Annotated in this window: 21 protein-coding genes and 1 pseudogene; 3 read left to right on the top strand and 19 right to left on the bottom strand. The window is 64.4% G+C overall.

Annotated elements, in window-relative coordinates; genetic code table 11:
* Positions 1-202: 202 nt before the first annotated feature.
* Positions 203-1,438 (top strand): dicarboxylate/amino acid:cation symporter, encoded by a 1,236-nt coding sequence (locus HXS65_RS01635; protein WP_176492952.1) that lies wholly within the window; start codon positions 203-205, stop codon positions 1,436-1,438.
* 101 nt (positions 1,439-1,539) lie between these two features.
* Here the strand turns inward: HXS65_RS01635 and HXS65_RS01630 are convergent, their stop codons facing one another.
* The 16 genes from HXS65_RS01630 to HXS65_RS01555 form a co-directional block, all read right to left on the bottom strand.
* Entirely contained in the window at positions 1,540-2,481 is a 942-nt protein-coding gene (locus HXS65_RS01630) for a sulfurtransferase (RefSeq protein WP_255304388.1), read from the bottom strand.
* A 98-nt stretch (positions 2,482-2,579) separates the two neighbouring features.
* Positions 2,580-5,150 (bottom strand): ATP-dependent helicase, encoded by a 2,571-nt coding sequence (locus tag HXS65_RS01625; protein WP_176492951.1) that lies wholly within the window; start codon positions 5,148-5,150, stop codon positions 2,580-2,582.
* Positions 5,151-5,245: 95 nt separating this feature from the next.
* Positions 5,246-5,881, bottom strand: coding sequence for a DUF1285 domain-containing protein (locus tag HXS65_RS01620; protein ID WP_176492950.1), 636 nt, complete (start codon positions 5,879-5,881; stop codon positions 5,246-5,248).
* A 43-nt stretch (positions 5,882-5,924) separates the two neighbouring features.
* Complete coding sequence (locus HXS65_RS01615) at positions 5,925-6,761, bottom strand: TatD family hydrolase (protein WP_084209132.1); 837 nt, start codon at positions 6,759-6,761, stop codon at positions 5,925-5,927.
* A gap of 106 nt (positions 6,762-6,867) precedes the next feature.
* The gene (locus HXS65_RS01610; RefSeq protein WP_077372097.1) at positions 6,868-7,218 is read right to left on the bottom strand and encodes a PilZ domain-containing protein; all 351 of its coding nucleotides are present in this window, start codon (positions 7,216-7,218) and stop codon (positions 6,868-6,870) included.
* A gap of 173 nt (positions 7,219-7,391) precedes the next feature.
* Positions 7,392-8,420, bottom strand: coding sequence for a DNA polymerase III subunit delta' (locus tag HXS65_RS01605; RefSeq protein ID WP_077372094.1), 1,029 nt, complete (start codon positions 8,418-8,420; stop codon positions 7,392-7,394).
* Positions 8,417-9,148 carry a dTMP kinase gene (gene tmk / locus HXS65_RS01600; RefSeq protein ID WP_176492949.1) on the bottom strand — a complete coding sequence of 244 codons (732 nt, stop codon included), beginning with the start codon at positions 9,146-9,148 and terminating at the stop codon, positions 8,417-8,419. The genes HXS65_RS01605 and tmk overlap by 4 nt, the downstream gene beginning before the upstream one ends.
* A gap of 101 nt (positions 9,149-9,249) precedes the next feature.
* Positions 9,250-10,251 (bottom strand): endolytic transglycosylase MltG, encoded by a 1,002-nt coding sequence (mltG, locus tag HXS65_RS01595; protein WP_176492948.1) that lies wholly within the window; start codon positions 10,249-10,251, stop codon positions 9,250-9,252.
* A gap of 72 nt (positions 10,252-10,323) precedes the next feature.
* Complete coding sequence (gene pabC, locus HXS65_RS01590) at positions 10,324-11,175, bottom strand: aminodeoxychorismate lyase (RefSeq protein WP_255304387.1); 852 nt, start codon at positions 11,173-11,175, stop codon at positions 10,324-10,326.
* 147 nt (positions 11,176-11,322) lie between these two features.
* Positions 11,323-12,567 carry a beta-ketoacyl-ACP synthase II gene (gene fabF / locus HXS65_RS01585; protein ID WP_176492947.1) on the bottom strand — a complete coding sequence of 415 codons (1,245 nt, stop codon included), beginning with the start codon at positions 12,565-12,567 and terminating at the stop codon, positions 11,323-11,325.
* Between the two features lie 530 nt (positions 12,568-13,097).
* Entirely contained in the window at positions 13,098-13,331 is a 234-nt protein-coding gene (gene acpP, locus HXS65_RS01580; RefSeq protein ID WP_065392587.1) for an acyl carrier protein, read from the bottom strand.
* A gap of 100 nt (positions 13,332-13,431) precedes the next feature.
* Positions 13,432-14,175 (bottom strand): 3-oxoacyl-ACP reductase FabG, encoded by a 744-nt coding sequence (gene fabG, locus HXS65_RS01575; RefSeq protein ID WP_176492946.1) that lies wholly within the window; start codon positions 14,173-14,175, stop codon positions 13,432-13,434.
* Between the two features lie 60 nt (positions 14,176-14,235).
* Positions 14,236-15,198 (bottom strand): ACP S-malonyltransferase, encoded by a 963-nt coding sequence (gene fabD, locus HXS65_RS01570; RefSeq protein ID WP_077372081.1) that lies wholly within the window; start codon positions 15,196-15,198, stop codon positions 14,236-14,238.
* A 373-nt stretch (positions 15,199-15,571) separates the two neighbouring features.
* Positions 15,572-16,594, bottom strand: a complete 1,023-nt coding sequence (plsX, locus tag HXS65_RS01565; RefSeq protein ID WP_176492945.1) for a phosphate acyltransferase PlsX — start codon at positions 16,592-16,594, stop codon at positions 15,572-15,574.
* A 29-nt stretch (positions 16,595-16,623) separates the two neighbouring features.
* On the bottom strand, positions 16,624-16,794 hold the full coding sequence (gene rpmF, locus HXS65_RS01560; protein ID WP_065392644.1) for a 50S ribosomal protein L32: 171 nt from the start codon (positions 16,792-16,794) through the stop codon (positions 16,624-16,626).
* A gap of 33 nt (positions 16,795-16,827) precedes the next feature.
* Positions 16,828-17,226 carry a YceD family protein gene (locus HXS65_RS01555; RefSeq protein WP_308457318.1) on the bottom strand — a complete coding sequence of 133 codons (399 nt, stop codon included), beginning with the start codon at positions 17,224-17,226 and terminating at the stop codon, positions 16,828-16,830.
* Between the two features lie 496 nt (positions 17,227-17,722).
* Between HXS65_RS01555 and HXS65_RS01550 the strand changes: the two genes are divergently transcribed.
* Complete coding sequence (locus HXS65_RS01550) at positions 17,723-18,310, top strand: nucleoside triphosphate pyrophosphatase (RefSeq protein WP_176492944.1); 588 nt, start codon at positions 17,723-17,725, stop codon at positions 18,308-18,310.
* Here the strand turns inward: HXS65_RS01550 and sppA are convergent.
* Genes sppA through rluC form a run of 3 tightly spaced genes read right to left on the bottom strand, consistent with a single transcriptional unit; the run spans position 18,307 to position 21,057 of the window.
* Positions 18,307-19,383 (bottom strand): signal peptide peptidase SppA, encoded by a 1,077-nt coding sequence (gene sppA / locus HXS65_RS01545; protein ID WP_176492943.1) that lies wholly within the window; start codon positions 19,381-19,383, stop codon positions 18,307-18,309. The two genes, HXS65_RS01550 and sppA, sit on opposite strands and share 4 nt — an antisense overlap.
* A gap of 35 nt (positions 19,384-19,418) precedes the next feature.
* Entirely contained in the window at positions 19,419-20,105 is a 687-nt protein-coding gene (locus HXS65_RS01540) for an HAD-IA family hydrolase (protein WP_136938267.1), read from the bottom strand.
* The gene (rluC, locus tag HXS65_RS01535; RefSeq protein WP_077372067.1) at positions 20,098-21,057 is read right to left on the bottom strand and encodes a 23S rRNA pseudouridine(955/2504/2580) synthase RluC; all 960 of its coding nucleotides are present in this window, start codon (positions 21,055-21,057) and stop codon (positions 20,098-20,100) included. The genes HXS65_RS01540 and rluC overlap by 8 nt, the downstream gene beginning before the upstream one ends.
* Positions 21,058-22,087: 1,030 nt before the next feature.
* Between rluC and rne the strand changes: the two are divergent.
* Positions 22,088-24,058: pseudogene (gene rne, locus HXS65_RS17665) on the top strand (ribonuclease E); the annotation flags it as partial.
* Positions 24,059-24,528 lie beyond the last annotated feature (470 nt).

The raw sequence follows: 24,528 nt of genomic DNA, 5'->3' as shown, positions 1-24,528 counted from the left end.
GTCCGCTTCAGCATGGAGATGTCGCGCTCTCACGAGGGCGCTTCTTGTGTTATTCCAAAATAGTCTCAAATACTTCATTGATATAACTTTCCATGGATAGCACATTAGCCATCCTTGATTTCACTCACTCCAACGGGGTCAGACGGCGCAGCACCCGAGCGTCGACTCGCCTCTTCCTGACTTCCCTTGCTTCGGAGCCACCATGTCCGTCACTCGTCAGATACTGCTCGCCCTGGGGCTGGGTATCCTCAGCGGCCTTGCCCTGAACGCCGGAGCAGGTGCCTTGCCCGAGGGCAGTGTCGCCTGGCTCGACGCCAACCTGCTGACGCCGGTAGGCCAGATCTTCCTGCGTCTGCTGCAGTTCGTGGTGGTACCGATGGTCTTCGGTGCCCTCATCCTCAGCCTGACCAGTCGCGAAGGCGGTGCCGACGTGGGCCGCCATGCCGGGCGTCTGCTGGGCAGCTACGTGGTCACCAGCGCCGTGGCGCTGACGCTGGGCATGCTGGTCGCTCATTGGCTCAGCCCGGGCAGCGGTGCCGAGAGCCTGGTGGATTCTGCGCCTGAAGGGCGCAATGCCGACAGCATCGCCCAGTGGCTGGTGGGCCTGGTGCCCAACAATCCCTTCACCGCGCTGGGTGGCGGCGGCCTGCTGCAGGTCATCTTCGCAGCCGCCTTGATCGGGCTGGCGATGCGTGCCCTGCCGGAAGAAAGCGCGCCGCTGCATCGCGTGATCGAAAGCGGCTACACCGTCAGCCTCAAGGTACTGTCCTTCGTGCTCAAGCTGGCCCCGCTTGGTGTCTTCGCGCTGATCACCTCGGTGATCGCCACCCAGGGGCTGGATCTGCTGATGCGGCTGGGCATGTACGTGATCGGTCTGATCATCGCGCTGGCCTTGATGGCACTGCTCTATCTGGTGCTGCTGGCCGTGACCGGTGCCCGCCCGCTGGCCTTCATGCGCCACTTCGGCCAGAGCCTGGGCTTCGCCTTCGGTACCGCCAGTTCCGGTGCCACCCTGCCGCTGGCGCTGGGCAATGCGCGCGACTACGGCATGCAGGAATCTCTGGCCAGTTTCGCGCTGCCCTTCGGTACCGCGCTCAAGCGTGATGGCGCCGCCGTGCTGCAGGGCTTCAATGCGTTGTTCGTGGCGCAGCTGTTCGGTATCGACGTCACGACGTCACTGGTGATCACCGTCTTCACCACCGGTCTGCTGGTCAGCTTTTCCACGGCGGGCGTGCCGGGTGCCGGGCTGGTCGCGATGACCACCGTGCTGGGCGCGGCGGGTCTGCCGCTGGAGGGCGTGGCCGTGGTCGCCGGCGTCGACCGCTTCACCGACGGCCTGCGCACCGCCCTCAACGTGATGGGCAACTGCGCCAACGCTGCCCTGCTGGAGCGCTTCGAGTCGCGCAAGCCCGCCACGGAGCCCAAGACGCCAGCCTGAGCGCGCACGGAAAGCGCGCCCCACAAACGACAACGCCCGCCAGAGGTTTGTCTGGCGGGCGTTGTCGTTTCGGCAATATTCGTGTCGGGCTTGCCTGAATGCTACCCTTCGCTGGCCTCGCCGGTGGCGACCGGGCGCTCGGGATCACTGATCCAGTCGCTCCAGGAGCAGGCGTACAGACGCGGCAGCGGCAGTCCCGCGATCGCGAAGGCCAGGATATTCTGACAGGCGCTGATGCCCGAACCGCAATAGGCGATCACGGCGCTGTCATCCGGCAATGTCCGGCGCAGCTCGCGCATCAGGCTCATGCGGTCCTTGAAGCGACCATTGGCCTCGAGATTGCCGGGGGTCGGGCGACACAGGGCGCCGGGGATATGGCCGGCCACCGGGTCGACCGGCTCCTGCTCACCGCGAAAGCGCGCTTCACCACGGGCATCCAGCAGCACCGCCTGACTGTCCACCACCTCCTCGGCAGTGACCAGCAGGCTGTCGTCAAAGCTCGGCTGCCAGTCACTGGGCGCGGAGGTCACTGGCTGGGAGGGAGCGCGCTTGAGCTCGCCCATGGCCTGATTCCAGGCCTGGATGCCGCCATCCAGCACACGCACATCCGGATGCCCGGCCCAGGTCAACATCCACCACAGGCGCGCCGCCGCCATCTGGCCGCCCATGTCGTCATAGACCACCACCTGTTGCTCGGGCGTGATGCCGAGACGGCGAAACAGCTCGGCTGTCGCCTGGTGCGACGGCAGTGGATGACGACCGCCCACGCCATCCTCGCGCACGGGCGCGGAGAGATCACGTTCCATATCGACATGGATGGCCCCCGGCAGGTGCCCTTCACGCCACATCCGCTCACCCGCCTCGCCATCCTCGAGGCGAGCGCGGCAATCCAGTACCACGGGGGACTTGAGCCCTGCCATCGCCAGCTGGGTCACCAGCTGACTGGCGTCGATCAAGGGTGCCTGCCGCTGGTCCGGGGCCAGCAACGATGAGGTGGAGACGGAGGCTGCCGCCAGTGCGGCAGGATCGGGATACTGGGCCATGGGAACTCCTTTCCAGCGGACGGTGACGCCATGAGGGCATGATGGCCCTCACGTCGATGATTGGCAATCGCGCACCTTGCCACCCTGGGCGTCTGGTCTTACAGAGCGGACAGTGGCGCACGCGAGGCGATCAGGCGTCGCTTGCTGCCATCGGCAAAGCGCACTTCGACCAGCGGATTGGTGTCATTGCCGGACACCTCTTCGATCACGCCCTCGCCAAAGGTGTCATGAGCGACACGCTGCCCCACCTTCCAGCCACCGACGCTTTGCAGCACGCCAGACACCTCGCTGCGAGGCGAGGATGACGTGCGGGAATGACGGCCCCCGGAACGAGGCTGACGCCGGCTGGATGCGGCGTCAGCGGTCTTGCCTACGCCACCGGGCTTGCTCTGTTGCTCGGCCCTGGGCCTGGGCGAGGCCTCAAGCGTCGGCGGCGTGATGCCATGACGTACCAACGGCAGGCGCGCCAGATAGGCCTCGCCAAGGGCTGGCGCGCTCACGCGCAGGGTCTCGGTACTTTCAGAGGGCGCCTCGCGACTGGATGCGTCACCCTCACCGGCCTGCTGGCGAGCGAGCTTGGCACGCTTGCCCGCACCGTGAATCCAGTCACCGAGGCGGGAGCAGTCCTCCACGCACAGTTCCGCCAGGAAGCGACTCGGCGCATGGGTCCCGCCATCCCGCCACAGATGCAGCTGTTCACGAGCACGGGTCACGCCGACATAGCACAGACGTCGCTCTTCCTCGAGGCGCTCCGGTGACAGCGGGTTGTCGCGCGAGTAGGCCGGAAAGTCCTCTTCGTTCATGCCCCAGAGGCCTACCAGCGGCCATTCCAGCCCCTTGGCACCATGGACCGTGGTGATCAGCACACCATCGGCGGCATCCTCGACCGGATTGCGCAGCAGGTTGACGAAGGCCTCGGGGTCGTTGGCAAGCTCCCCCGCCTGCTCGATCAGCACGTCCAGCAGACGCACGTCCTCCTCGCCCTTGTCCCGTCGGGCCGCGGCCCGTCTCAGCACCTTGTCGGCTTCCAGCTCATCGACCACGTGCCGCAGCAGCCGCGCGGGAGCCCAGTCGCCCAGCGAAGGGAGATCACACAACAGCTTCCAGCGCTTGTGCAGGTTGCGGCGCTGCAGCGGCTTGAGCCCTTCGAGAATCGGGTCTTCCTTGCGCGGCCAGCGCTGGCTGTCGGCCAGTTGCTGACACAGACGCTCGAGACGCTCGCGCGCGACGAAGGCGGTGGGCTGGGTGAACAGCAACATCAGATGCGCCGGGTCACGCAGCCGCGTGGCGTCACGCGCAAGCTCCAGATAGCCTGCCAGCGCCTGCACCAGTGGCAGGCGGAACACGAAGCGATCGCCCTGCCCGAGACGGAAGGGAATCCCGGCCTTGAGCAACTGCAGCTGCACCGGCACCGACAGCGCCCAGCTGCGCACCAGCACGGCGGCCTCGGCACCGCTGCGCCCCGACTCACGCCAGGCGGTCAGCGCCGCGACCAGACTGGCGGCCCCCTGCCCTTCGAACAACCGCGTCGGCGGTGTGCCGGGTGCAGCCAGACACAGCTGATCCGGTCGGCGCGCATTGGCGGCGATCGCGTGATTGGCCGCCAATGCCAGACGATGACCATGGCGAAAGGTGTAACTGAGCGGGAAGTCCAGCGGGGACGGGAAACTCTCGGCGAAACGCGTCAGCATGTAATCAGGGCGGGCGCCACGCCACTCATAGATGCACTGGTTGGCGTCACCTACCGCCATGACTTCTGCCACGGTGCTGGATGATTCGCCGGTGACTGCCGGCGAGGAAGCCGCAGTGGACGGCGCACCGGCCAGCAGCGCCAGCATGCGCTGCTGCGCCTCATTGATGTCCTGATACTCATCGATGATGACGTGCTGCAGATGCCCCTGGATGCGCGCACGGGTCTCCGGCTCTTTCTCCAGCTGACGCAGCGGCCGGTAGAGCAGATCGGCATAGGTCATCTGGCCATGCTGCTCGAGCAGCTGCTCAAGCTGGGCGAAGGACTCGACGAAGTGACCGGTGTGCTCACCAAGGTTCATGCGCTCGTACAGCAGCGTCGGTTCGCACATCTCGGCCTTGACCAGATCACAGAACTGGGCAAGCGCTTCGAGACGCTCACCTTCCAGTGCCGCCTCACGATCGGCGCGGTCGGCATCGCCCAGGGCACGCTGGGCGGCCTGCTTGAGCAGCCGCTCCAACGCCCAGTCCTGCTGGATCAGCTCGCGCGGCGCCAGACTCCCCCAGCGCACCAGGGTAGTGGTCAGGCGATGACCGATGGAGTGGAAGGTGCGGACATCCGGCAGGCGCGTGCCCGGTGGCGCCGACTGCGCCAGCTTGGCGACGAAGTCCTCGCGCGCCGAGCGGTTGAACATCAGCACCAGAATCCGCTGCGCCGGAATGCCTTCCGCCAGCAGACTCAGCACTCGCGCCACCAGCGTGGTGGTCTTGCCGGACCCTGCCACCGCCGCGACCCGTGCGTGTCGTCCGCGATGTGCCACCACGGCGCGCTGCTGATTCGTCAGCCGTTGCGTCAGCTGGCCGACGGCGTGCGCGAGCGGCGAGACCGGTTCCGCACTGTCGGTGGCGACATCATCTGGCGTGACGCCGATGGCCTCGACAGGGGTATCAGGCGCGACTGGCGGGAGAGTAGAAGACATGAAGACCTGCAATGGCTGACGAGGGACGGCAAGGATGCCATGCGTCGTTGATGAATACGGTTCAGGCGGCGCTGCCGCGGGCGATACCGGGTGGCTCAGGTGTCGAGATCACGGGCACTCAGTACGCCGAGCATCTGCCAGTGGCCGTCGCTCATGAAGCCCAGTGCCTGATCGCCATTGTCCAGCTCGCGCATCTCGGCCTCTTCCAGCAGACGATAGTAGAGATTGCGATGCAGACGAGCGCCGAGCCCGAAGCGCACCGGCGCTTCCGGCAACCACAGGCCATCCGGTGTCTCGCTGAGCGTCAGACGGGTATCCCCTCCCAGTCGCACGATATCACCCTGGTCGGTGACCAGCTGCCAGATGTCCGGCTGAGGCTGAGGCTCAGCCTCTCCGAGTGCTGTCTGTCCAGGCTGTGTCTGACCAGGTTTAGACTCGACACGAGAGCAATCCACCGCCAGGAAGGGACGATCCTCGACCTGGATGGTGACCTTCTCCGCCGGCGTGACCAGGCAGTAGCTGCCATCGGGTTCGCGCCGCATGACCCGCGACAGCATGTGCACCAGCCGTGCACGACCGATCGGCGTGCCTTCATGCACCCAGCGACCATCGGCGCGGATGACGAGATCCATCTCGCCGCAGTGCTCCGGGTGCCAGGTCTCCACCGGTGGCAGTGGCCCATCCTTGCCGGCCCTGTCGCCCAATCGAGTGAGAATGGCGGCTGGATTCATGACATTTCCTCCCTGCCTGGCGTGTCACGCTGCCCGTGGGCGCTCATCCGTCGATGAGCATGCCGCTGCTGGCCAGCGCTTCGCGAACGTTGTCCGGGGCTTCCGGCGCGGCGGCGCGGAACAGACGATAGAAGTTGGCGGTGGTCTGCATCGCCAGCTCATCGACGGTGATGCCGCGCTCGGCAGCGATACATTCGGCGACCTCGACCACGTTGCCCGGCACGTTGGAGGTGCCGCGGTACGGCACCGGCGCCAGGTAGGGGCTGTCGGTCTCGATCAACAGGCGATCCAGCGGGATGGCGCGCGCCAGCTCGCGGACATGCTCGGCATTGCGGAAGGTGACGATCCCGGAGATGGACACCATGAAACCGTGGCCCACCGCGACACGTGCCATGTCCAGATCTTCCGTGAAGCAGTGCAGCACGCCACCCACGGCGGGGTCGGTATGCTCCTTGATCAGCGCCAGGGTGTCCTCGCGGGCTTCACGGGTATGGATGATGACCGGCAGCTCCAGCTCGCGCGCGGCAATCAGATGACGCGTGAAGCGCTCGTATTGCAGTTCACGGCTGACGCTCTCGTAGTGATAATCGAGGCCGGTCTCGCCGATGGCCACCGCACCGAAGCGCTCGGCACACTTCTTGATGTCCTCGACCGAGGGCTCCGGATCCACCTGATGCAGCGGATGCACACCGGCGGAAATCACCACATCGTCATGCTGCCGGGCGATGGCCGAGATCTCGGGCACATCGTCCAGCGTGACCGCGATGGCGAGGAATTGATGCACGTGACGGGCGCGTGCGGCGTCCAGCACGGCGTCAAGGCTGCCGCCATGTTCTTCAAGCTTGAGGCGATCAAGGTGGCAATGCGAATCGACAAACATCCGGAAACTCTCAGACTGGGGGCCACGCGAGGCATGGCGAAAACATGAACGACCGACACGCCAGCATGGCGGCGCCGGTCGGGGTGACAGGCAGAGCGGGGTCAGCTCATAGCGTATAGGTGGCGTGGCCCTTGCCCAGCATGCCGGCCAGATGGTTCTCGATATGATCACGCACCTGGCGGTCCTCTTCACTGAAGTGGATGCCGATGCCTGCGGTACGGCGACCGCCGACACCCGAGGGGGAGATCCAGACCACGCGACCGGTGACCGGAATGCGCTCGGATTCTTCCGGCAATGTCAGCAGCAGGTAGACCTCCTGCCCCATGGTGTAGCGCTCGGTGGTCGGCACGAAGATACCGCCTCGCACGAGAGTCGACATGTAGGCGGCCAGCAATGTCTTCTGGTCGCGAATCGTCAGCGACAGTGCCTTCTGGCCTTGCTGTGGAGCGGTGTGCATCCTTCACCTCCGGCCGGTGATCCGGCGAATTCAGTCTCGTGGCTCGGCGTCTGCTCTTCTCACGGCGACGCCGAGCAGCGTGAATCTCATGGCGCCTGTCCTGCGGTTCGCGCGGCGCCTGCTGTCAGTCTAGCCCGCGGGGCACGTTGAGCGCTGCCTCCTGCTCACGGGCATCACGAACGCAGCAGCGCTGCCCAACGCACCAGCCAGGACTCCAGCACCAGCTGCGGGTTGGGGTTGCCCCCCGCCGCCAGCAGACGGCGCTGCTCACGGGCAAAGTCCAGCAGCTTGAACCAGTCACGGGTGCGGCCATTCTTGACCGCCTGACGCAGCAAGGGCTCAAGACTCGGGTCACGCAGCTGCGCGGTATTGCCAGACAAGCCCATGCGAATCAGATCTTCCAGCCAGGCAATACCGTACCACAGCACCTGCGACAGCGGTTGGCGCTCCAGACGCCAGGCTTCCGCCACCGGCTCTCCCCCGCGCACCAGCGCGTCGAACAGTTCACGCAATGCCTGCCTGAGCTGGCGCTGGTCCGCCTCGCCCAGACGCACCGCCAGCTGCGGCAGGCCTCCTGCCATGCGCAGCAACGATTGGGCATCTTCGCCCAGCTGCTCGCTCAACCACGGCAGACTGTCTTCAGCCGACGGAATCACCAGGGGCCACTGCTGGCAGCGGGAGCGAATGGTCGGCAGCACGCGCGATGGCATGTCACTGAGCAGGATGAACAGGGTGTTGGCGCCGGGCTCCTCGAGACTCTTGAGCAGCGCGTTGGCCGAGGCGATGTTCATCGATTCCGCCGGCTGCAGGCGAATGACACGATAGCCGCCCTGCTGGGCCGTCTGGGCGACGAACCGGTTGACGTCGCGGATCGGGTCGATACGGATCATCTTGCCGACGTCCTGAGGTGACACCGCCATCAGGTCAGGATGGTGCCCTGCCGCCAGCATGTGGCAACCATGGCAGTCACCGCAGGCGGCAGCGCCGGGTTTGCCCTGTGCGGTGCGGCACAGCACACGGGCGATCATCGCATCCGCGAGTTCCTGCTTGCCAAGCCCCGAAGGTCCGCTGAGCATCACCGCGTGCGGCAGGCGACCGCTGTCATGCACGGCGGTGAAGTGCTGCCACAGCGAGTGCTGCCACGGCAGCGGCGAGAAACTCGAGAGTGTCACGCCGTCATCGCTGGATCGCGTTGCGCTCATGCGGTCTCTCCTGCCTGCCAGGCGGCGATGCGGGCCGACAGCACGCCGGCGATCTCGGCCTGTACCTCTGCCAGCGACTGATCGGCATTGATGGTGGCAAAGCGCTCGGGGTCTGCATCGCGCCGCTGGTGATAGCCGATTCGCACCGCTTCGAAGAACTGCTCGGCTTCCTGCTCGATGCGATCCGCGCCTTCGCCGGTCTCGGCGCGCCGTGCGGCCAGACGCCCTCGTGCGGCCTCGACCGGCATGTCCAGCAGCAACGTCAGATCCGGCTGCAGGCCTTTCTGCACCAGGACTTCCAGTGTGGTGATGTCGGCCAGCGGCAAGCCACGCCCGCCGCCCTGATAGGCGAAGGTGGCATCGGTGAAGCGATCACACACCACCCAGGCACCACGTTCCAGCGCCGGACGAATGGTCGCGGCCAGGTGCTGGGCACGCGCGGCGAACATCAGCAGCAGCTCGGCATCATCGCTCAAGGCCTCCGCGGGGGCCGGGTCCAGCAACAACCGGCGTATGGCTTCCGCCCGCTCACTGCCTCCGGGTTCCCGCGTGCGCACCACCTCGATGCCGTGCGCCTCGAGTTCGGCGACCACGAAGGCGACATTGGTGCTCTTGCCGACACCTTCTCCTCCTTCCAGGGTGATGAAACGCCCCGTCGATGGGCTCACCTCGAGGGGGGTGGTGTGGCGAGAAGACGTCGTGCTTGCGGCGCTCGGACGTGAAGACATGAGGTTTCCTGATTCAGACGGCAGATGACTCGCGACGAAGGCCCACGCGGCATGGCGATGATCACCGGACCACGCGGACATTTCGCCTCATTCACGGCGTATTACCGGTTGAGAATATAGCGGCGCACGGCGTTGTTGTGCTCTCGCAGAGTGCGCGAGAAGTGGTGCTTGCCCTCGCCCTTGGCGACGAAGTAGTAGGTGTCGCCTGGCTTGGGGTGCACCGCGGCTTCCAGAGCGGCACGCCCCGGCATCGCGATGGGTGTCGGCGGCAGGCCGGTGATCACGTAGGTATTCCAGGGGGTCGGCTTGCGCAGATCGGCACGCGACAGCGAGCCATCATAATCCTCGCCCAGACCGTAGATCACGGTCGGGTCGGTCTGCAGGCGCATGCCACGCTCCATGCGACGCTTGAACACGCCGGCGATCTCGTCACGCTCTTCCGGGGCACCGGTCTCGCGCTCGATCAGCGAGGCCAGAATCAGGGCCTCGTACGCGGTGGTGATCGGCAGGTCGTCATCACGCCCGGCCCACACGTCCTCAAGCGTCTTGCTCATGCGCGCGTAGGCCTGCTTGTAGAGCGACAGATCGCTCACGCCCTTGTGATAGCGGTAGGTGTCCGGGAAGAAGCGCCCTTCCGGCTTCTCGCCTTCTGCCCCTACGGCCGCCATCAGTTCCTCATCGCTCATGTCGCGAGTCGTGTGCTCAAGCTTGGGTGAGGCGTCCATGGCGGTACGCATCTGGGCGAAGGTCCAGCCTTCCGGCACGGTCAGGGTATAGCTGACGACGTCATCGCTGGACAGCAGTGCCACCAGCTCACGCCCGTTCAGGCCCGGCGTGAGACGGAATTCACCGGCGCGCAGACCATTGACGGCATCAGGCTCCAGACGTGCCCATATCTTGTACGGCCAGCTGGCCTCGATGATGCCTCGGGATTCCAGCTCGCTCACCACCTTGGAGAGACTGGCACCGCGCGGGACCTCGAACAGCTGTTCCTGATCGATCGCCAGCGGTGACAGCAACTGTGCCTGCCAGTAACGAAAGCCCACCATACCCGCAGCCACGGCCACGACGACCAGCATCAGAAGGATCTTGAATACACGCATAATCGGATTTCCAGTCTTCATGGCGAAGAAGGTGTCTGCTCGGGAACGCCCCCGCAGCCTGGACGCCTTCCATCAATACGCGGGCTCGCCCAGCAAGCGCGCGACAATGTCGTTCAGTGACGCAAGCGCCGGATGCCCCTCATCACTCCATTGGGCCAGAGGCGCTCCCGACGCCGCCAGCAAGGTGCGCAGCGGCCAGACGCCCTGCACGGAATTCATCACCACCACCACCTCGGCCGCCCTCAGTGATGCCAGTCCTTCGCGCACTCGCATGACGGGGAGCTCGGCCTCTAGCGCCACCAGCAAGGTGCCCTCGACACCGGCGCGATCCAGGCATGGCGTGAACCATTGCCCGTCGCGATACCAGGCGAGGTTCATGCTGGTGGCCTCGACGAGCTCATCGCTTGCCGTCAGCAACAGCCCCTCCCGGATGGCGGGGTCTGTCCACTCACGGCGTGCCAGCACATTCTCGAGCCGGTTGAGATGCTTGAGTCCCGCCAGCGCCGGCTGCTCCGCCACGCGCAATTCGCACACGCGCGCCGTGATGCCCTGACGGGCCTCACGATTGACCACAAAGGGCATTGCGCGTGCCCGCAGACGAGGTTCGGGTGACTCGGGTGCCTTGTAGCCACGACCACCGGACCCGCCGGTGACGACCAGCTTGAGCACCTCGAGCCCCTCGCCCCGACAGACGTCCAAACACGCATCGAGCGCCTGCGACGAGGGCACGGGCAAGCCAAGTCGCCGGCAACCACGGATCAGTCGCGCCAGGTGCCGTGACCATAGCTGCGGCTGGCCATCGCGCACCAGAATCGTCTCGAACACGCCCTCACCATAGGCAAGGCCGCGATCCTCCATGGGCAGGTCCGCCGCAAGCGAGTCGTGAAGCATCTCCTGCGTGGTACCGGTATGGTCAGCCGTCATCGATGCAACACTCCTTCGCGACATGCATGGCACACAAGGTGTCAGCAAGACATCGTGATCCGGTCATCACCGCCAGGCAACGCCCCACAGACAGACGCGCCCCCGGATGGGAGCGCGTCAGAGGGGAGATCACGACAGCGTGCGACCTCAGTCCTTGAGCTTGCCGAACACCAACGAGCCGTTGGTGCCACCGAAGCCGAAGGAGTTGGACAGGGTGTACTCGATCTTCATGTCGCGTGCGACATTGGGAACGTAGTCGAGATTGCAGCCCTCGGCCGGATTGTCGAGGTTGATGGTCGGCGGGGCGATCTGATCACGCATCGCCAGCACGCAGAACACGGCCTCGACGGCACCGGCGGCACCCAGCAGGTGACCGATCATCGACTTGGTGGAACTGACGGCCACGTTGCGCGCCGCGTCGCCCAGCACGGATTCGACGGCCAGGCTCTCGGCCTTGTCGCCGGCATTGGTGGACGTGCCGTGAGCATTGATGTAATCGATCTCGCTCGGGTCCAGCTTGGCATCCCGAATGGCGTTGCGCATCGAGGCGGCCGCGCCACGGCCGTCTTCAGGCGGCGCCGTCATGTGATGCGCATCATCGGACATGCCGAAACCGAGCACCTCGGCGTAGATGGTCGCACCACGTGCCTTGGCGTGCTCATACTCTTCCAGCACCACGACACCGGCACCGTCGGACAGCACGAAGCCATCACGATCACGGTCCCATGGGCGGCTGGCCGCCTGAGGGTCGTCGTTGCGGGTCGAGAGCGCGCGCGCCGCGGAGAAGCCGCCCAGACCCAGCGGTGTGGTCGCCATCTCGGCACCACCGGCCACCATCACGTCAGCATCGCCGTAGGCGATGGTACGAGCGCTGTAACCGATGTTGTGCGTTCCGGTGGTACAGGCGGTGGTGATCGCGATGTTGGGGCCGCGATAACCGAACTGGATCGCCAGGTTGCCGGAGATCATGTTGATGATGGAGCCCGGCACGAAGAACGGCGAGATGCGACGCGCACCGCCTTTCTCCAGCGCCTTGTGATTGTGCTCGATCATCGGCAGACCACCGATACCGGAACCGATGGCAACACCGATGCGATCGGCATTGTCTTCCGTGCACTCGATACCGGAATCGGTGATGGCCTGATGGGCCGCCGCGATACCGTACTGGATGAAGAGGTCCATCTTGCGGGCCTCTTTCGGGTTCAGATACTGACCCACATCGAAATTCTTGATGGAACCGCCAAAACGGGTATTGAAACCGCTGACATCGAAGTGCTCGATGGGTGCGATGCCACTCTTGCCCGCCTTGATGTTGCTCCAGCTTTCCTCGACGGTATTCCCTACCGGGGTCACCAGGCCTAGACCTGTCACCACTACCCTTCTGCGAGGCATCGTGTCTCCTCCAAAACTATCGACTTGGCACGCCTGGGCCAGCTGCACCTGGGCGGTAATTGAGCGCATTATACAGAAACCTTGCCAGTGATGGGCAGTCGGTTTTCCTGCGGTTTTCCAGACGCTGTCCTGCGCACAGGCAACGGGGGTGACACCGCCATGTCACCTGCGATCAACACTGCCGACCACACGCCCTGCTCCCGCCTCTTTTCGCCCACAAAGACAGGGCTCTGGCACAGGAAGGTCGCGCGAGACATCCCGGGACAGGCTCACGCACCTTCGCAGACCTCGCCCCTGCCTCGGACGTCGCCCGCCCCTGGCACCGCCAAACTCTCGCATCTCCCGCCGGCAGAGAAGTCTGCCGTCCTTGCTGGCCGCTCTGCCGAGAAAGGCACGGCCAACCAGCGCTCAAGAGTGACGAATGGCAGAAACGACAAGAGCCGCACTGAAGACAGTGCGGCTCTTGAACGTACAGACGATTGCATCACGACCCTGAGCCACGAAGGGCCCGCTGGTCGCTTCAATCCACCTTACTGGTGGTTGACGATGTAATCGATAGCTTCCTGCACGGTGGTGATCTTCTCTGCTTCTTCGTCAGGAATTTCAGTATCGAATTCCTCTTCCAGAGCCATCACCAGCTCAACGGTGTCCAGGGAGTCGGCGCCCAGGTCTTCAGTGAAAGAGGAAGAGTTCTGGATGTCTTCTTCTTTGGCGTTCAGGCGCTCGGCCACAACCTTCTTGACGCGTTCTTCAATGGTGCTCATTTAACAATCACTCCTAGTGGTACGGAATCCGCAGCTCGAAAAAGCTGGGCGTAGTTTATAGGCCACCCCAAAAGGACGCAACCACGTCCCCGCGCGGGGCTTAGCGCATGTTCATGCCGCCGTTTACCTGCAACGTCTCACCGGTAATGTAGCCTGCTGCATTACTGGTCAGGAAGCCGACTGCCGCAGCAATCTCTTCCGGCTGGCCAAGGCGCGCCAGCGGGATGTTGCCGAGCAGCGCTTCGTGCTGCGCTTCCGGCAATGCTTCGGTCATGTCAGTGGCGATGAAGCCCGGCGCCACTGAATTGACGGTAATGTTGCGCGACGCGACTTCACGCGCCAGCGAGCGGGCAAAGCCTTCCATGCCTGCCTTGGCGGCAGCATAGTTGACCTGACCGAGGTTGCCCATGGTCGCGACCACGGACGAGATGTTGACGATGCGACCGAAGCGCGCCTTGGTCATGCCGCGCAGGCAGCTCTTGCTGACACGGAAGACCGACTTGAGGTTGGTGTCGAGCACCGCATCCCAATCATCTTCCTTGAGGCGCATCAGCAGGTTGTCACGGGTGATGCCGGCGTTGTTGACCAGGATGGTCGGTGCGCCGAAGCGCTCGCCGATTTCCTTGAGCACGGCGTCGACGCTGGCCTGGTCGGTGACGTTGAGCAGCATGCCCGCGCCTTCGATACCGTGCGCCTCGAGGTCAGCGCCGATGGCGGCCGCCCCTTTTTCGCTTGTGGCCGTGCCGATCACGATACGGCCCTGACGGCCGAGTTCACGGGAGATGGCTTGGCCGATGCCACGACTGGCACCGGTTACCAGTGCGATTCTGCGTTCGCTCGTCATCTTGAGTCCTGAGTTGGCTGATCCAAGTCACATGACTGGCCGCGCGGGCCAATCACGAGCTTACTGATTCTGTTCGGCAGCGGTCTCACGGGCAAGTTCCAGCGCCGCTTCCAGGCTGTCCGGGTCGTTCACGGCCAGGCCACGGGCCTGACGCTGGATACGCTTGCCGAGACCGGTCAACACCTTGCCCGGACCGCATTCGATGAAGGTCCGCGCGCCGCTGTCGAACATGGCATTGACGCAATCCGTCCAGCGCACCGGCTGATAGAGCTGCTCGATCAGACGCTGACGCAGTGTCTCGACATCCTCATGGGCCTTGGCATCGACATTCTGGATGACGGTGTAGCGCGGCGCACGGAAGTCGATGTCGTTCATCGCCTCGGCCAGCTTGTCAGCCGCCGGACGCATCAGATCGCAATGCGAAGGCACGGAGACCGGCAGCGGCATGGCACGCTTGGCACCCGCCTCCTGACACGCCGCGATGGCACGCTCGACGGCAGCCGTGCCGCCCGCGATGACCACCTGACCCGGCGCATTGTAGTTGACTGCCGCGACCACTTCACCCTGCGCCGCACTGGCACAGGCAGCTTCGACCTGAGCATTCTCGAGACCGAGAATGGCCGCCATCGCGCCCTGCCCCTGAGGCACGGCAGTCTGCATGGCTTCGCCGCGCAGATTGACCAGCTTGACGCCTTCGGCAAAGCCGATCACGCCGGCGCAGACCATCGCGCTGTATTCGCCCAGGGAGTGACCGGCCATGCGCGCCGGACGCGGACCTTCCAGCTCCTGCCAGACGCGCCAGATGGCAACGCTGGCCGTCAGAAGCGCAGGCTGGGTCAACTCGGTACGATTGAGCTCCTCTGCCGGGCCTTCCTGCGTCAGATGCCAGAGATCGCGCCCCAGCGCGTCAGAGGCTTCTTCGAAGGTAGTGCGGACGACGCTGTAGCGCTCCGCCAGCTCCCGCAGCATGCCGACCTGCTGGGAGCCCTGTCCCGGGAAGATGAGGGCCAGGGAATCTGTCATTGCTGTCACCATTTCCATCTGTTCAGGTGGGACTGACACGGGTAAGGAAACCCGATTTCCGCTGGCCCGCCAGTGCGCTGCGCCGTGTCGCTCCCCTCCGGAGCCATTCACCAACGCCACACACTCCTGCCAGGGGAAAGCCTGCTTCTCCCTTCACTGCATTGTACTCACCAGCGACACACTTGCTGCCTGCTGCCACCCTCTCACTCGCCATCCCTCGCGAGAACAGGCCTTCACACCTGCCGGACATCCCGGACATCAGGCGGCGCCTTCGCGTCAGACCCGATGCCACATCGGTCGGGCGCAGGCATTGTCGCACCGAGTGAGACCAAGCTCGACCCCCGCCGACCAAGAATCCGACCAATTTACGCAATTAACCCGGCAGGCTGCCCTTGAGAGCATGCGCAAGACGCTCCGGCAAGCCTCGACGCGCCTCACTCGCCGCGCGCGAGACAGCATAGGCGAATCCCTCCGCGGCCGCCCCGCCATGACTCTTGACGACCACGCCGGCCACGCCCAGCAGACTGGCACCGTTGTAGCGCACCGGATCCAGCTGACGAGACAGGCGCGTCAATGCCGGACGTGCCAACCAAGCCATCAGGCGCGTACGCCAATCCGCCGCCAATGTCGCCCCCAGCTGTGCCGACAGCATCTGGGCCAGCCCTTCACTGCTCTTGAGCACGACATTGCCGACGAAACCGTCGCAGACCACGACGTCTACCTCACCTGCGAAGAGGTCGCCCCCTTCAACGAAGCCGAGATAATCGAAATTCGCACCGCTGCCAGCCAGCAAGGCATGCGCTTCCTGCACCTGCGCCGTCCCCTTGCCGGATTCGACACCGACATTGAGCAGCCCCACGCGCGGGTTGGCGACACCTTCCACCAGCTGGCACCGCACGGCACCCATGCGAGCAAATGCCAGCAGATGCTGCGGCGCGACCGCCACATTGGCGCCAAGATCCAGCAGACTGCAGGACCGCTCGCCCTGCGTGGGTACCGCCGCACAGATGGCTGGCCGCTCCACTCCCTCGACCGTTCCCACGTCCCGCATGGCCAACGCCATCAAGGCGCCGGTATTGCCCGCACTGACGCAGGCGTCGGCCTGCCTGCTCGCCACCAGATCGAGCGCACTGGACATGCTGCTGGGCTCGCGACTGCGCACGACACGCGAGGGGCGAGCATCAGACGCGACAATGCCGTCGACAGCGAGTGTCTGAAGGCGATCACGAACACGGGAGAGTGAAGCAGGGAGGGAATCAAGCTCGGCATCCAGAAGATGCCCTGGACCCACCAGCGTGGCGCTGAGTCGTGGGTCACGCAACAGTGCACTGGCAGTGCCCCGTAACGTAGCGCGGGGACCGAAGTCCCCGCCCATCGTATCGATGGCGATACGCACGGCGTTACGCCGTGCGCTGCATCAATGCTTTAGGCATCGACGACTTTACGGCCACGGTAGAAACCGTCGGCAGACACGTGGTGACGCAGGTGAACTGTACCGGTTTCCTTGTCCTGGGACAGGGTCGGTGCAGTCAGGGCGTCGTGGCTGCGACGCATGCCACGCTTGGAACGGGTTTTGCGGTTCTGCTGAACTGCCATGGGAATTACTCCAATCTTGTCGACAAATTGAGTTCAGTGCTTGTCCTTCAGGGTGCCAAGCACACTGAATGGATTCACAGCGGGTGCGTCCGAGGCCTCGGGTTCCACACCGCTGGCCAGCTGGTCGCGAGAGACGGCACAATCGGCCTCCTCGTGGTAGACCACCTGCGGCAGGACAAGGAGCACTTCATCCTCGATCACTGACAGGAGATCCAGCTGTTCGTTTTCCACCACTACCGGCTCGTACTCACCGGGCAGCTGCGATGCCAGTGCGTCATTGGTGACCAGTCCCAACAGGAATTCGCTGGAAAGCGGTTCCGGCTCGGTAGGTCCCAGGCAGCGCTGGCACAGCAGACTTGCCTCGAAGGCGATGCTGCCCTCGATGAAGCTGCGACGCTGAGTATCGATGTCGAAGGCCAACGTGATGCTCACGTCACCCTCCTGTGCACCGATCGCTTCAACTACACGGGGCATGTCCGCCAGAGGAATCACGCCTTCAAGGCGTTTTCCCGCTGACGCCAGCCGGTAGGGCTCGACCTTGGTCGGCAGTCTTGTGGTCAACATAGGCGCGCCATAATAGGGATTCCCCCTCCCGGTGTCAAAATGCATGAGCAACTTGTTCATTCTGCCAGCCCACGGCATGGCGGCCTTTCCGCGCCACCCGACCCGAGCATGAGCGCAGATGAGGTCAGGCGGATCCTTCAGCGCGCGATTGTACGCCTGTGTCGCTTCAATGCCGAGAGGATTTGCGGCATCCTCCAATCTCAAGCATATCAACGAGTTGTCGTGAGAAAGCATGGCGGCGATGCATCACACGGAGAATCACGCGCGCGCCGGCCCCTCTCGACCTTCTACCCCTCTCATGCTCCGCCCCCCTTCGCGTCCCGAACGCATGCACGAATCGAGAGCCCAAAAAGAGAACAACGCCATGACACGACTGGTACTGGCTTCCAGCTCCCGCTGGCGCCGAGCCTTGCTTGATCGACTCGGACTCCCCTACACATGGGGGGCGCCTGACATCGATGAAACCCCTCGTTCCACGGAATCTCCCGAGGCACTGGTCCATCGCCTGTCCTTGGGCAAGGCCAACGCCCTGGCGGAGGCCTATTCACACCACTTGATCATCGGCAGCGACCAGGTGGCCGTCTTCGAGGGCGAGATCCTCGGCAAGCCACAGGACCTGGCCGCCGCCCGCGCTCAGCTGACACGCTTCTCGGGACGCCGTGTCCGCTTCGTCACCGGCCTGGCGCTGTTGGATACACACAGCGCGCGACACTGGGTCTGCCATGAAAGCTACGACGTGGTGTTTCGCACGCTGAGCGAGCAGGAGATCACGCGTTACGTCGAGCGCGAATGCCCGCTGGACTCGGCCGGCAGCTTTCGCATGGAGGGGTTGGGCATCACGCTCTTCGAGCGTCTCGAGGGGCGTGATCCCAACACCCTGATCGGCCTGCCGCTGATTCGCCTGTGCGAACTGTTGCGTGAGGCAGGCCTGGATCCACTGCTGGAGGACTAGGGCAGGCGATAGCTGACCGGCGAGACATTGGCGTCAAGCCCCAACGCGCTGGCCATCACACCGGCAAAGCGCCGCGTGAAGCGCTCGAAGGGATCCTGACGCGGCGTGTAATCATGCACGCCACCCTGCGGCGCCAGCTCGGCGGCCAGCTCCTCAAGCGTTGCGGTGCGATCCACAAGCCCGAGCGCGCGAGCCTGCTCGCCGGTCCAGATCAGCCCGGAGAACAGCGCCGGATCGTCCTTGAGCCGCTCACCGCGCCCGGCCTTGACCGCCGCGATGAACTGCTGGTGAGTCGTGGCCAGCACGTTCTGCCAGAAGTCGCGCTGCTCAGGCGAGATCTCGGAGAAGGGATCGAGAAACGCCTTGTTGTCACCTGCCGTGAACACACGTCGCTCGATTCCCAGCTCTTCCATCGGCCCCTTCAGCCCGAAGCTCGAGGAGATCACCCCGATGGACCCGACCAGACTCGACGGTGCCGCGAGAATCTCGCCGGCGCCAGCTGCCATGTAATAGGCGCCACTCGCCCCGAGATCCTCGATCACGGCGATCACCGGCTTGCCACCCTGCTCCCGCATGCGCATCAACTCGTCATAGACGCGCTGGGACTGCACGGGACTGCCGCCGGGGGAATTGATATCCAGCACCACCGCCACGGAGGCCGGCGACTCATTGGCCGCTCGCAGACCCTTGATGATGCGCTCGGCATTGGCTTCGCCATCCGCCTCGATCACGCCCTTGACGCGCACGACACCGAGGTGCCGTTCACCGGGCAAGGCTGCCGGCTGGCTGCCGAGCGTGAAGAGGGTCACGGATGTCGCGATCGAGGCAATGAACAACAACGCGAACAGGAAGCGAAAGAACAGCTTCCAGCGCCTGGAGCGCCGTTGCTCGGTGACCACGCCCTGCACCCAGCGGTCCATCATCTCGAGCTGCACGGTACGCTCACGCGCCTGCCAGTCCACCTCGCTGCTGGAGGTGGCAGCGCTGTCAGCGTCCTGTCCGCTCGCGCCCGCTCCCCCCTCGTCCTTGCCACCTGGCCCTTCACGCCAGGGATCCTGCGGCCTGTCACTCATCGCTTGCTGCTCCTGTCATGGGCAGGACACCGTCATCATCTGACCGCGCCAAGCCACTCCATCAATTCATCGAAGTGCGAGACGATGCGCTGTGGGGCACAGGCCTCGAGTCGCGGCACGCTGTGCACGCCATAGGTGACACCGACACTGTGCATGCCCAGCGCACGCGCCATCTCGAGATCATATTCGGTATCGCCGACCATCAGCGCCTCATGCGCCTCAACGTTCAGCTCGGCCAGCAGCTCTTCGAGCATCAGTGGATGCGGCTTGGACAGCGTCATGTCCGCGGTACGCGAGGCGTGGAACCAGTCACCGCAGTCATGGGCCTGGAACATCCGATCAAGCCCGCGACGACTCTTGCCCGTCGCGACGGCCAGCAGCTGCTCCGGGTGAGCTCGCAGACGCTCGATGCCATTTTCCACGCCCGGAAAGAAATCCAGCGGCGTGGTATCGACTGCCACGAAATGCTGCTTGTAGGCCTCGACCAGTGCCTCGCACTGGGCAGCCGAAGCTCCGGGGAACAGCCGCGCCATGGCCTCCGGCAATCCGAGACCGATGATGTCGCGCGCGGCATGCGCCGGAAGCTCTCCCATGCCGACCGCCAGCGAGGCCGCCTGCAGGCAATCGACGATGCGTGCCTCGGAGTCCATCAAGGTACCGTCCCAATCGAAGATGACCAGACGATAGCGAGGTGAAGGCAGTACCGCAGAGGCGTCAGTCATGACGGGCTCCCAATTCTCGAGCATTGGCAAGGACGCGCTTCATGCGCTTGTCCAGCGGCGCACGGACCGTCACGGTCCGCCCGTCGGTGGGGTCCGGGAAGCTGAGCTGAGCGGCATGCAGGAACAGGCGCTCCAGCCCGACCTTCTTCGCCAGCGCATTGCCGCGCTCGGTCCCGTACTTGGTATCGCCGAGCAGCGGGTGACCGGCATGCACGGAGTGCACACGAATCTGGTGGGTACGCCCGGTGATCGGCTCGGCCTCGACCAGCGTCATGCTGGGATAGGCTTCGCGCACCGCATAACGGGTACTGGCCGTCTTGCCGGCCTCGTCGACGCGCACGCGACGCTCCCCGTTGCCGCCGTCGTAACGCTCAAGCGGTGCATTGACATAATCACGCCGCGAGTCCCAGCGCCCTTCCACCAGCGCCAGATACAGCTTGGTCATCTTGTGGGCCTTGAGGTCCGCATTGAGCTGCAGCAACGCCGCACGCGTCTTGGCCAGCAGGATGCAGCCGGAGGTATCACGATCCAGACGATGGACCAGCTCCAGAAACGGCAGTTCATCACGAATCTGACGCATGGCCTCGATCAGCCCGATCTTGACGCCGCTCCCGCCGTGCACGGCGAGACCGGACGGCTTGTTGATGACCATGAAATCATCGGTCTCGCGCACGATGCAGCCCGCCAGCACCTCACGCAGATTGCCACTGACTTCCTGCACCGCGGCTTCCGGCGACAGGCGCAGTGGCGGTACACGCACCAGGTCTCCCGCCTGCAGGCGATAGTCGACCTTGATGCGCTTCTTGTTCACCCGAACCTCACCCTTGCGCACGATGCGATAGATCAAGGCCTTGGGTGCCCCCTTGAGACGTGTACGCAGGAAATTGTCGATGCGCTGCCCGGCCAGTTCCGGGGCAACCTCGATCCACTGGACTGATTGGCCCTCGGCCATGTCTCGCTCCTTTCCGGCCTCGCCTTCGCGCGGCCTGTTCATCATGTTGCCGTACGCCGGGGCGCACTCAGACTGGCCATTCTACGGTGTCATGCGACCAATGGGGAATCATCCCGCCATCGGAGGGCTCTGGCTGCGCCGCTCAAGGCCGCGAAACCCGGGACGAATGGCGGGCATTCGGGCGAAGCATTTGATATGCCTGCCGAATTGCTGGCCCATACCTTTACTGGTATATTCGGGCCCAGTGAGATGGGCCTTCTCTATATGCCCGATCACCCGCGTCACGACCCCGCCGAGACGGCGAGGTAGACGGTTCTGCATGCGGCGTGAAACCCCATGCAGACCACGTGAACAGGGCCAGCCGGCCCACGACGAAACAATGCGCACCGACGTCAGCACCGTGCAGAGTCTTCACGCACCCTGTTGTCACCTGGACTGTCGGCCGCGTGCTGTCCTGCGCAACGGGTCTGCCGATTGCAGATCACGAATGCCGCCTCACGGACAGTCGTCCAATGCCGCTGGCTGGCCAGCATCATGACGAAAGACATCGATAACGTCCGCGCCAAAGATGGCGAGGTAACGCTATCAGCGGGCGCGGGACGTGTTACCCCGCGCGCCGCAGCGCGACCGGCCGTGACGCCACCTCCCCGCGAGACACGTCACTGCCCTCGAGCGCAGCAACACGATGCAATGCCCAGCCTTCTGGTGGGCCAATGACACACTACCGCCCGGGCATGATGCCCGGGCAATCATTCGATATCCGTGCCGAAGGCCGGCGTCGATGAATCGGCGAATGCCAGGTGTTAGGGAAGAGACCGCAGGGCCGGAGGAGTCAACGTTCCCCGCAACACGTCCTGCCTCTTTCCAGTACTCAACATGATCATGCCGCATGTGGCACGTCACGAGACGTGCCTGCATGCGAAAGACGCATCCCACGACATGCGCTGAGCACAACACGAAGCTGAAAACGGTTCCTCGTCGCCGACGCAAATGCGGCTGCCCTTCGGCACGCCCAGTCTAGCGAGACGACATGAAACGGATGCTCATCAACGCGACCCAGCCGGAAGAGCTGCGCGTCGCACTGGTCGACGGACAACGCCTTTACGATCTCGACATCGAGTCTGGTGCCCGCGAGCAGAAGAAAGCCAACATCTACCGCGGCAAGATCACCCGCATCGAGCCCAGTCTGGAAGCCTGCTTCGTCGATTTCGGCGCCGATCGCCACGGCTTCCTGCCGCTCAAGGAAATCTCCCGCGAGTACTTCAGCAAGGACCCGGGCCAAGGCCGCCCCAACATCAAGGAAGTGCTCAAGGAAGGCCAGGAAGTCATCGTCCAGGTCGACAAGGAAGAGCGTGGCAACAAGGGCGCCGCCCTGACCACCTTCATCAGCCTGGCCGGCCGCTTCCTCGTGCTGATGCCCAACAACCCGCGTGCCGGTGGCATCTCCCGCCGCATCGAGGGGGAAGAGCGTGCCCAGCTGAAAGAGGCGATGAACAGCCTCACCCTGCCGGACAAGATGGGCGTCATCGTACGCACCGCCGGTATCGGCAAGAGCGCAGAAGAGCTCCAATGGGACCTCGACTATCTGGCTCAGGTCTGGGATGCCGTCACCAAGGCTGCCGCCAGCCGCCCTGCTCCCTTCCTGATCTATCGTGAATCCAACGTCATCATCCGTGCCATGCGCGACTATCTGCGCAATGACATCGGTGAGGTGCTGATCGATTCCGGCGACGTCCAGGAAGAAGCGCTGTCCTTCGTCCGTCAGGTCATGCCGAGCTATCAGCAGAAGATCAAGCTCTACGAAGACGACGTCCCGCTGTTCTCGCGCTTCCAGATCGAATCCCAGATCGAGACCGCCTATCAGCGCGAAGTGAAGCTGCCTTCCGGTGGCGCCATCGTCATCGACCACACCGAAGCTCTCGTCTCCATCGACATCAACTCCGCGCGTGCCACGCGTGGCAGCGATATCGAGGAAACCGCGCTGCAGACCAACCTGGAAGCGGCGGACGAGATCGCGCGCCAGCTGCGTCTGCGTGACATCGGCGGCCTGGTGGTGATCGATTTCATCGACATGACCCCGGCGCGCAATCAGCGTGAAGTCGAGAATCGCGTGCGAGACGCGCTCAAGATCGACCGCGCTCGCGTGCAGATCGGTCGCATCTCACGCTTCGGCCTGATGGAAATGTCGCGTCAGCGCCTGCGTCCGTCACTGGGCGAGACCAGCGGCGTGGTCTGCCCGCGCTGTGACGGCCAGGGCACCATCCGCGACGTGCGCTCCATGGCGCTCTCGATCATGCGCCTGATCGAGGAAGAGGCCATGAAGGAGCGCAGCTCGCAGATCCGCGCCATCCTGCCGGTGCCGGTCGCGACCTACCTGCTCAACGAGAAGCGCGCCACACTGTTCGACATCGAGCGTCGTCAGGGCGTCAATGTCGTGCTGCTGCCGAACCCGGAACTCGACACGCCGCACTACGAAGTCGTGCGTCTGCGTGATGACCATGTCGATGAAGACGGTGCCGACAAATCCAGCTTCGAGCTGTCCGTCGAGACCGAAGTCGGCAAGGAGCCGGATCCGAATTTCGACAAGCCACCGGCACGCACCGAAGCGGCGGTCAAGAGCGTGTCCCACACGACACCAGCCCCCGCCTCCGCACCGGAAGTCAGCAAGCCTGCCGAGCCCGCCGAGACTGACGAGAACACCTCCGCTTCCAGCAACGGCAACGGCAACGGCAACGGCAACGGCAACGACAATGCCAAGAGCGGCAACCGTCGTCGCAATGGCAATGGCAGCAATAACCGCAGCCGCAACGACAATCGTAACGACAGCCAGAGCGAGACTCGCAACGACAGTCGTCAGGGATCGCGCAGCGACACTCGTAACGACGGCCGCAATGCCAATCGCAACGACAATCGTCAGACCTCTCGCAATGACGGGCGCAATGCGGTGAGCAAATCCGAGGCCACAGCGACCCCGGCCACCCAGGCACCGGCAGCAGCCCCTTCCGGCGGCGGCCTGCTGGCACGTCTGGCCAAGGGCTTCAGCCGCCTGCTGGGCAGCGACGACAGCGCCAGCGCGACGCCGGCCAAGTCCAGCGAAGCCCGCAAGGCACTGGAAAAGGCACGCGAGCGTCGCGAAAGCGTCAGCGAAGCCTCAACCGACGGCAATGCACGCAAGGATGGCCGCAATGCCAACCGCGGCAACGCACGCAACGACAATCGTCGCCGCAACGCCGAGGGCGATTCACGCAAGCAGGACTCACGCCAGCAGGACTCTCGTCAGCAGGACACGCGCGGCAACGACAACGATGGTCGCAACGACAGTCGCAACGATGGTCGCAACGACAGCCAGAGCGACAACCGCTCCGAGGGTCGCAGCAACAACAAGCGTCGTCAGCGCAATGACCGTGGCAATCGTCGCAAGTCCAGCGAGTCGCGTCAGGACAACGCTCAGGACATCGTGACCAACGACAG

It is taken from the genome of Cobetia sp. 5-25-4-2 (assembly GCF_013374075.1).
Classification (GTDB): domain Bacteria; phylum Pseudomonadota; class Gammaproteobacteria; order Pseudomonadales; family Halomonadaceae; genus Cobetia; species Cobetia marina.
The sequence above is the reverse complement of the archived record's forward strand: the minus strand, read 5'-3'. Positions and strand labels throughout refer to the sequence as shown.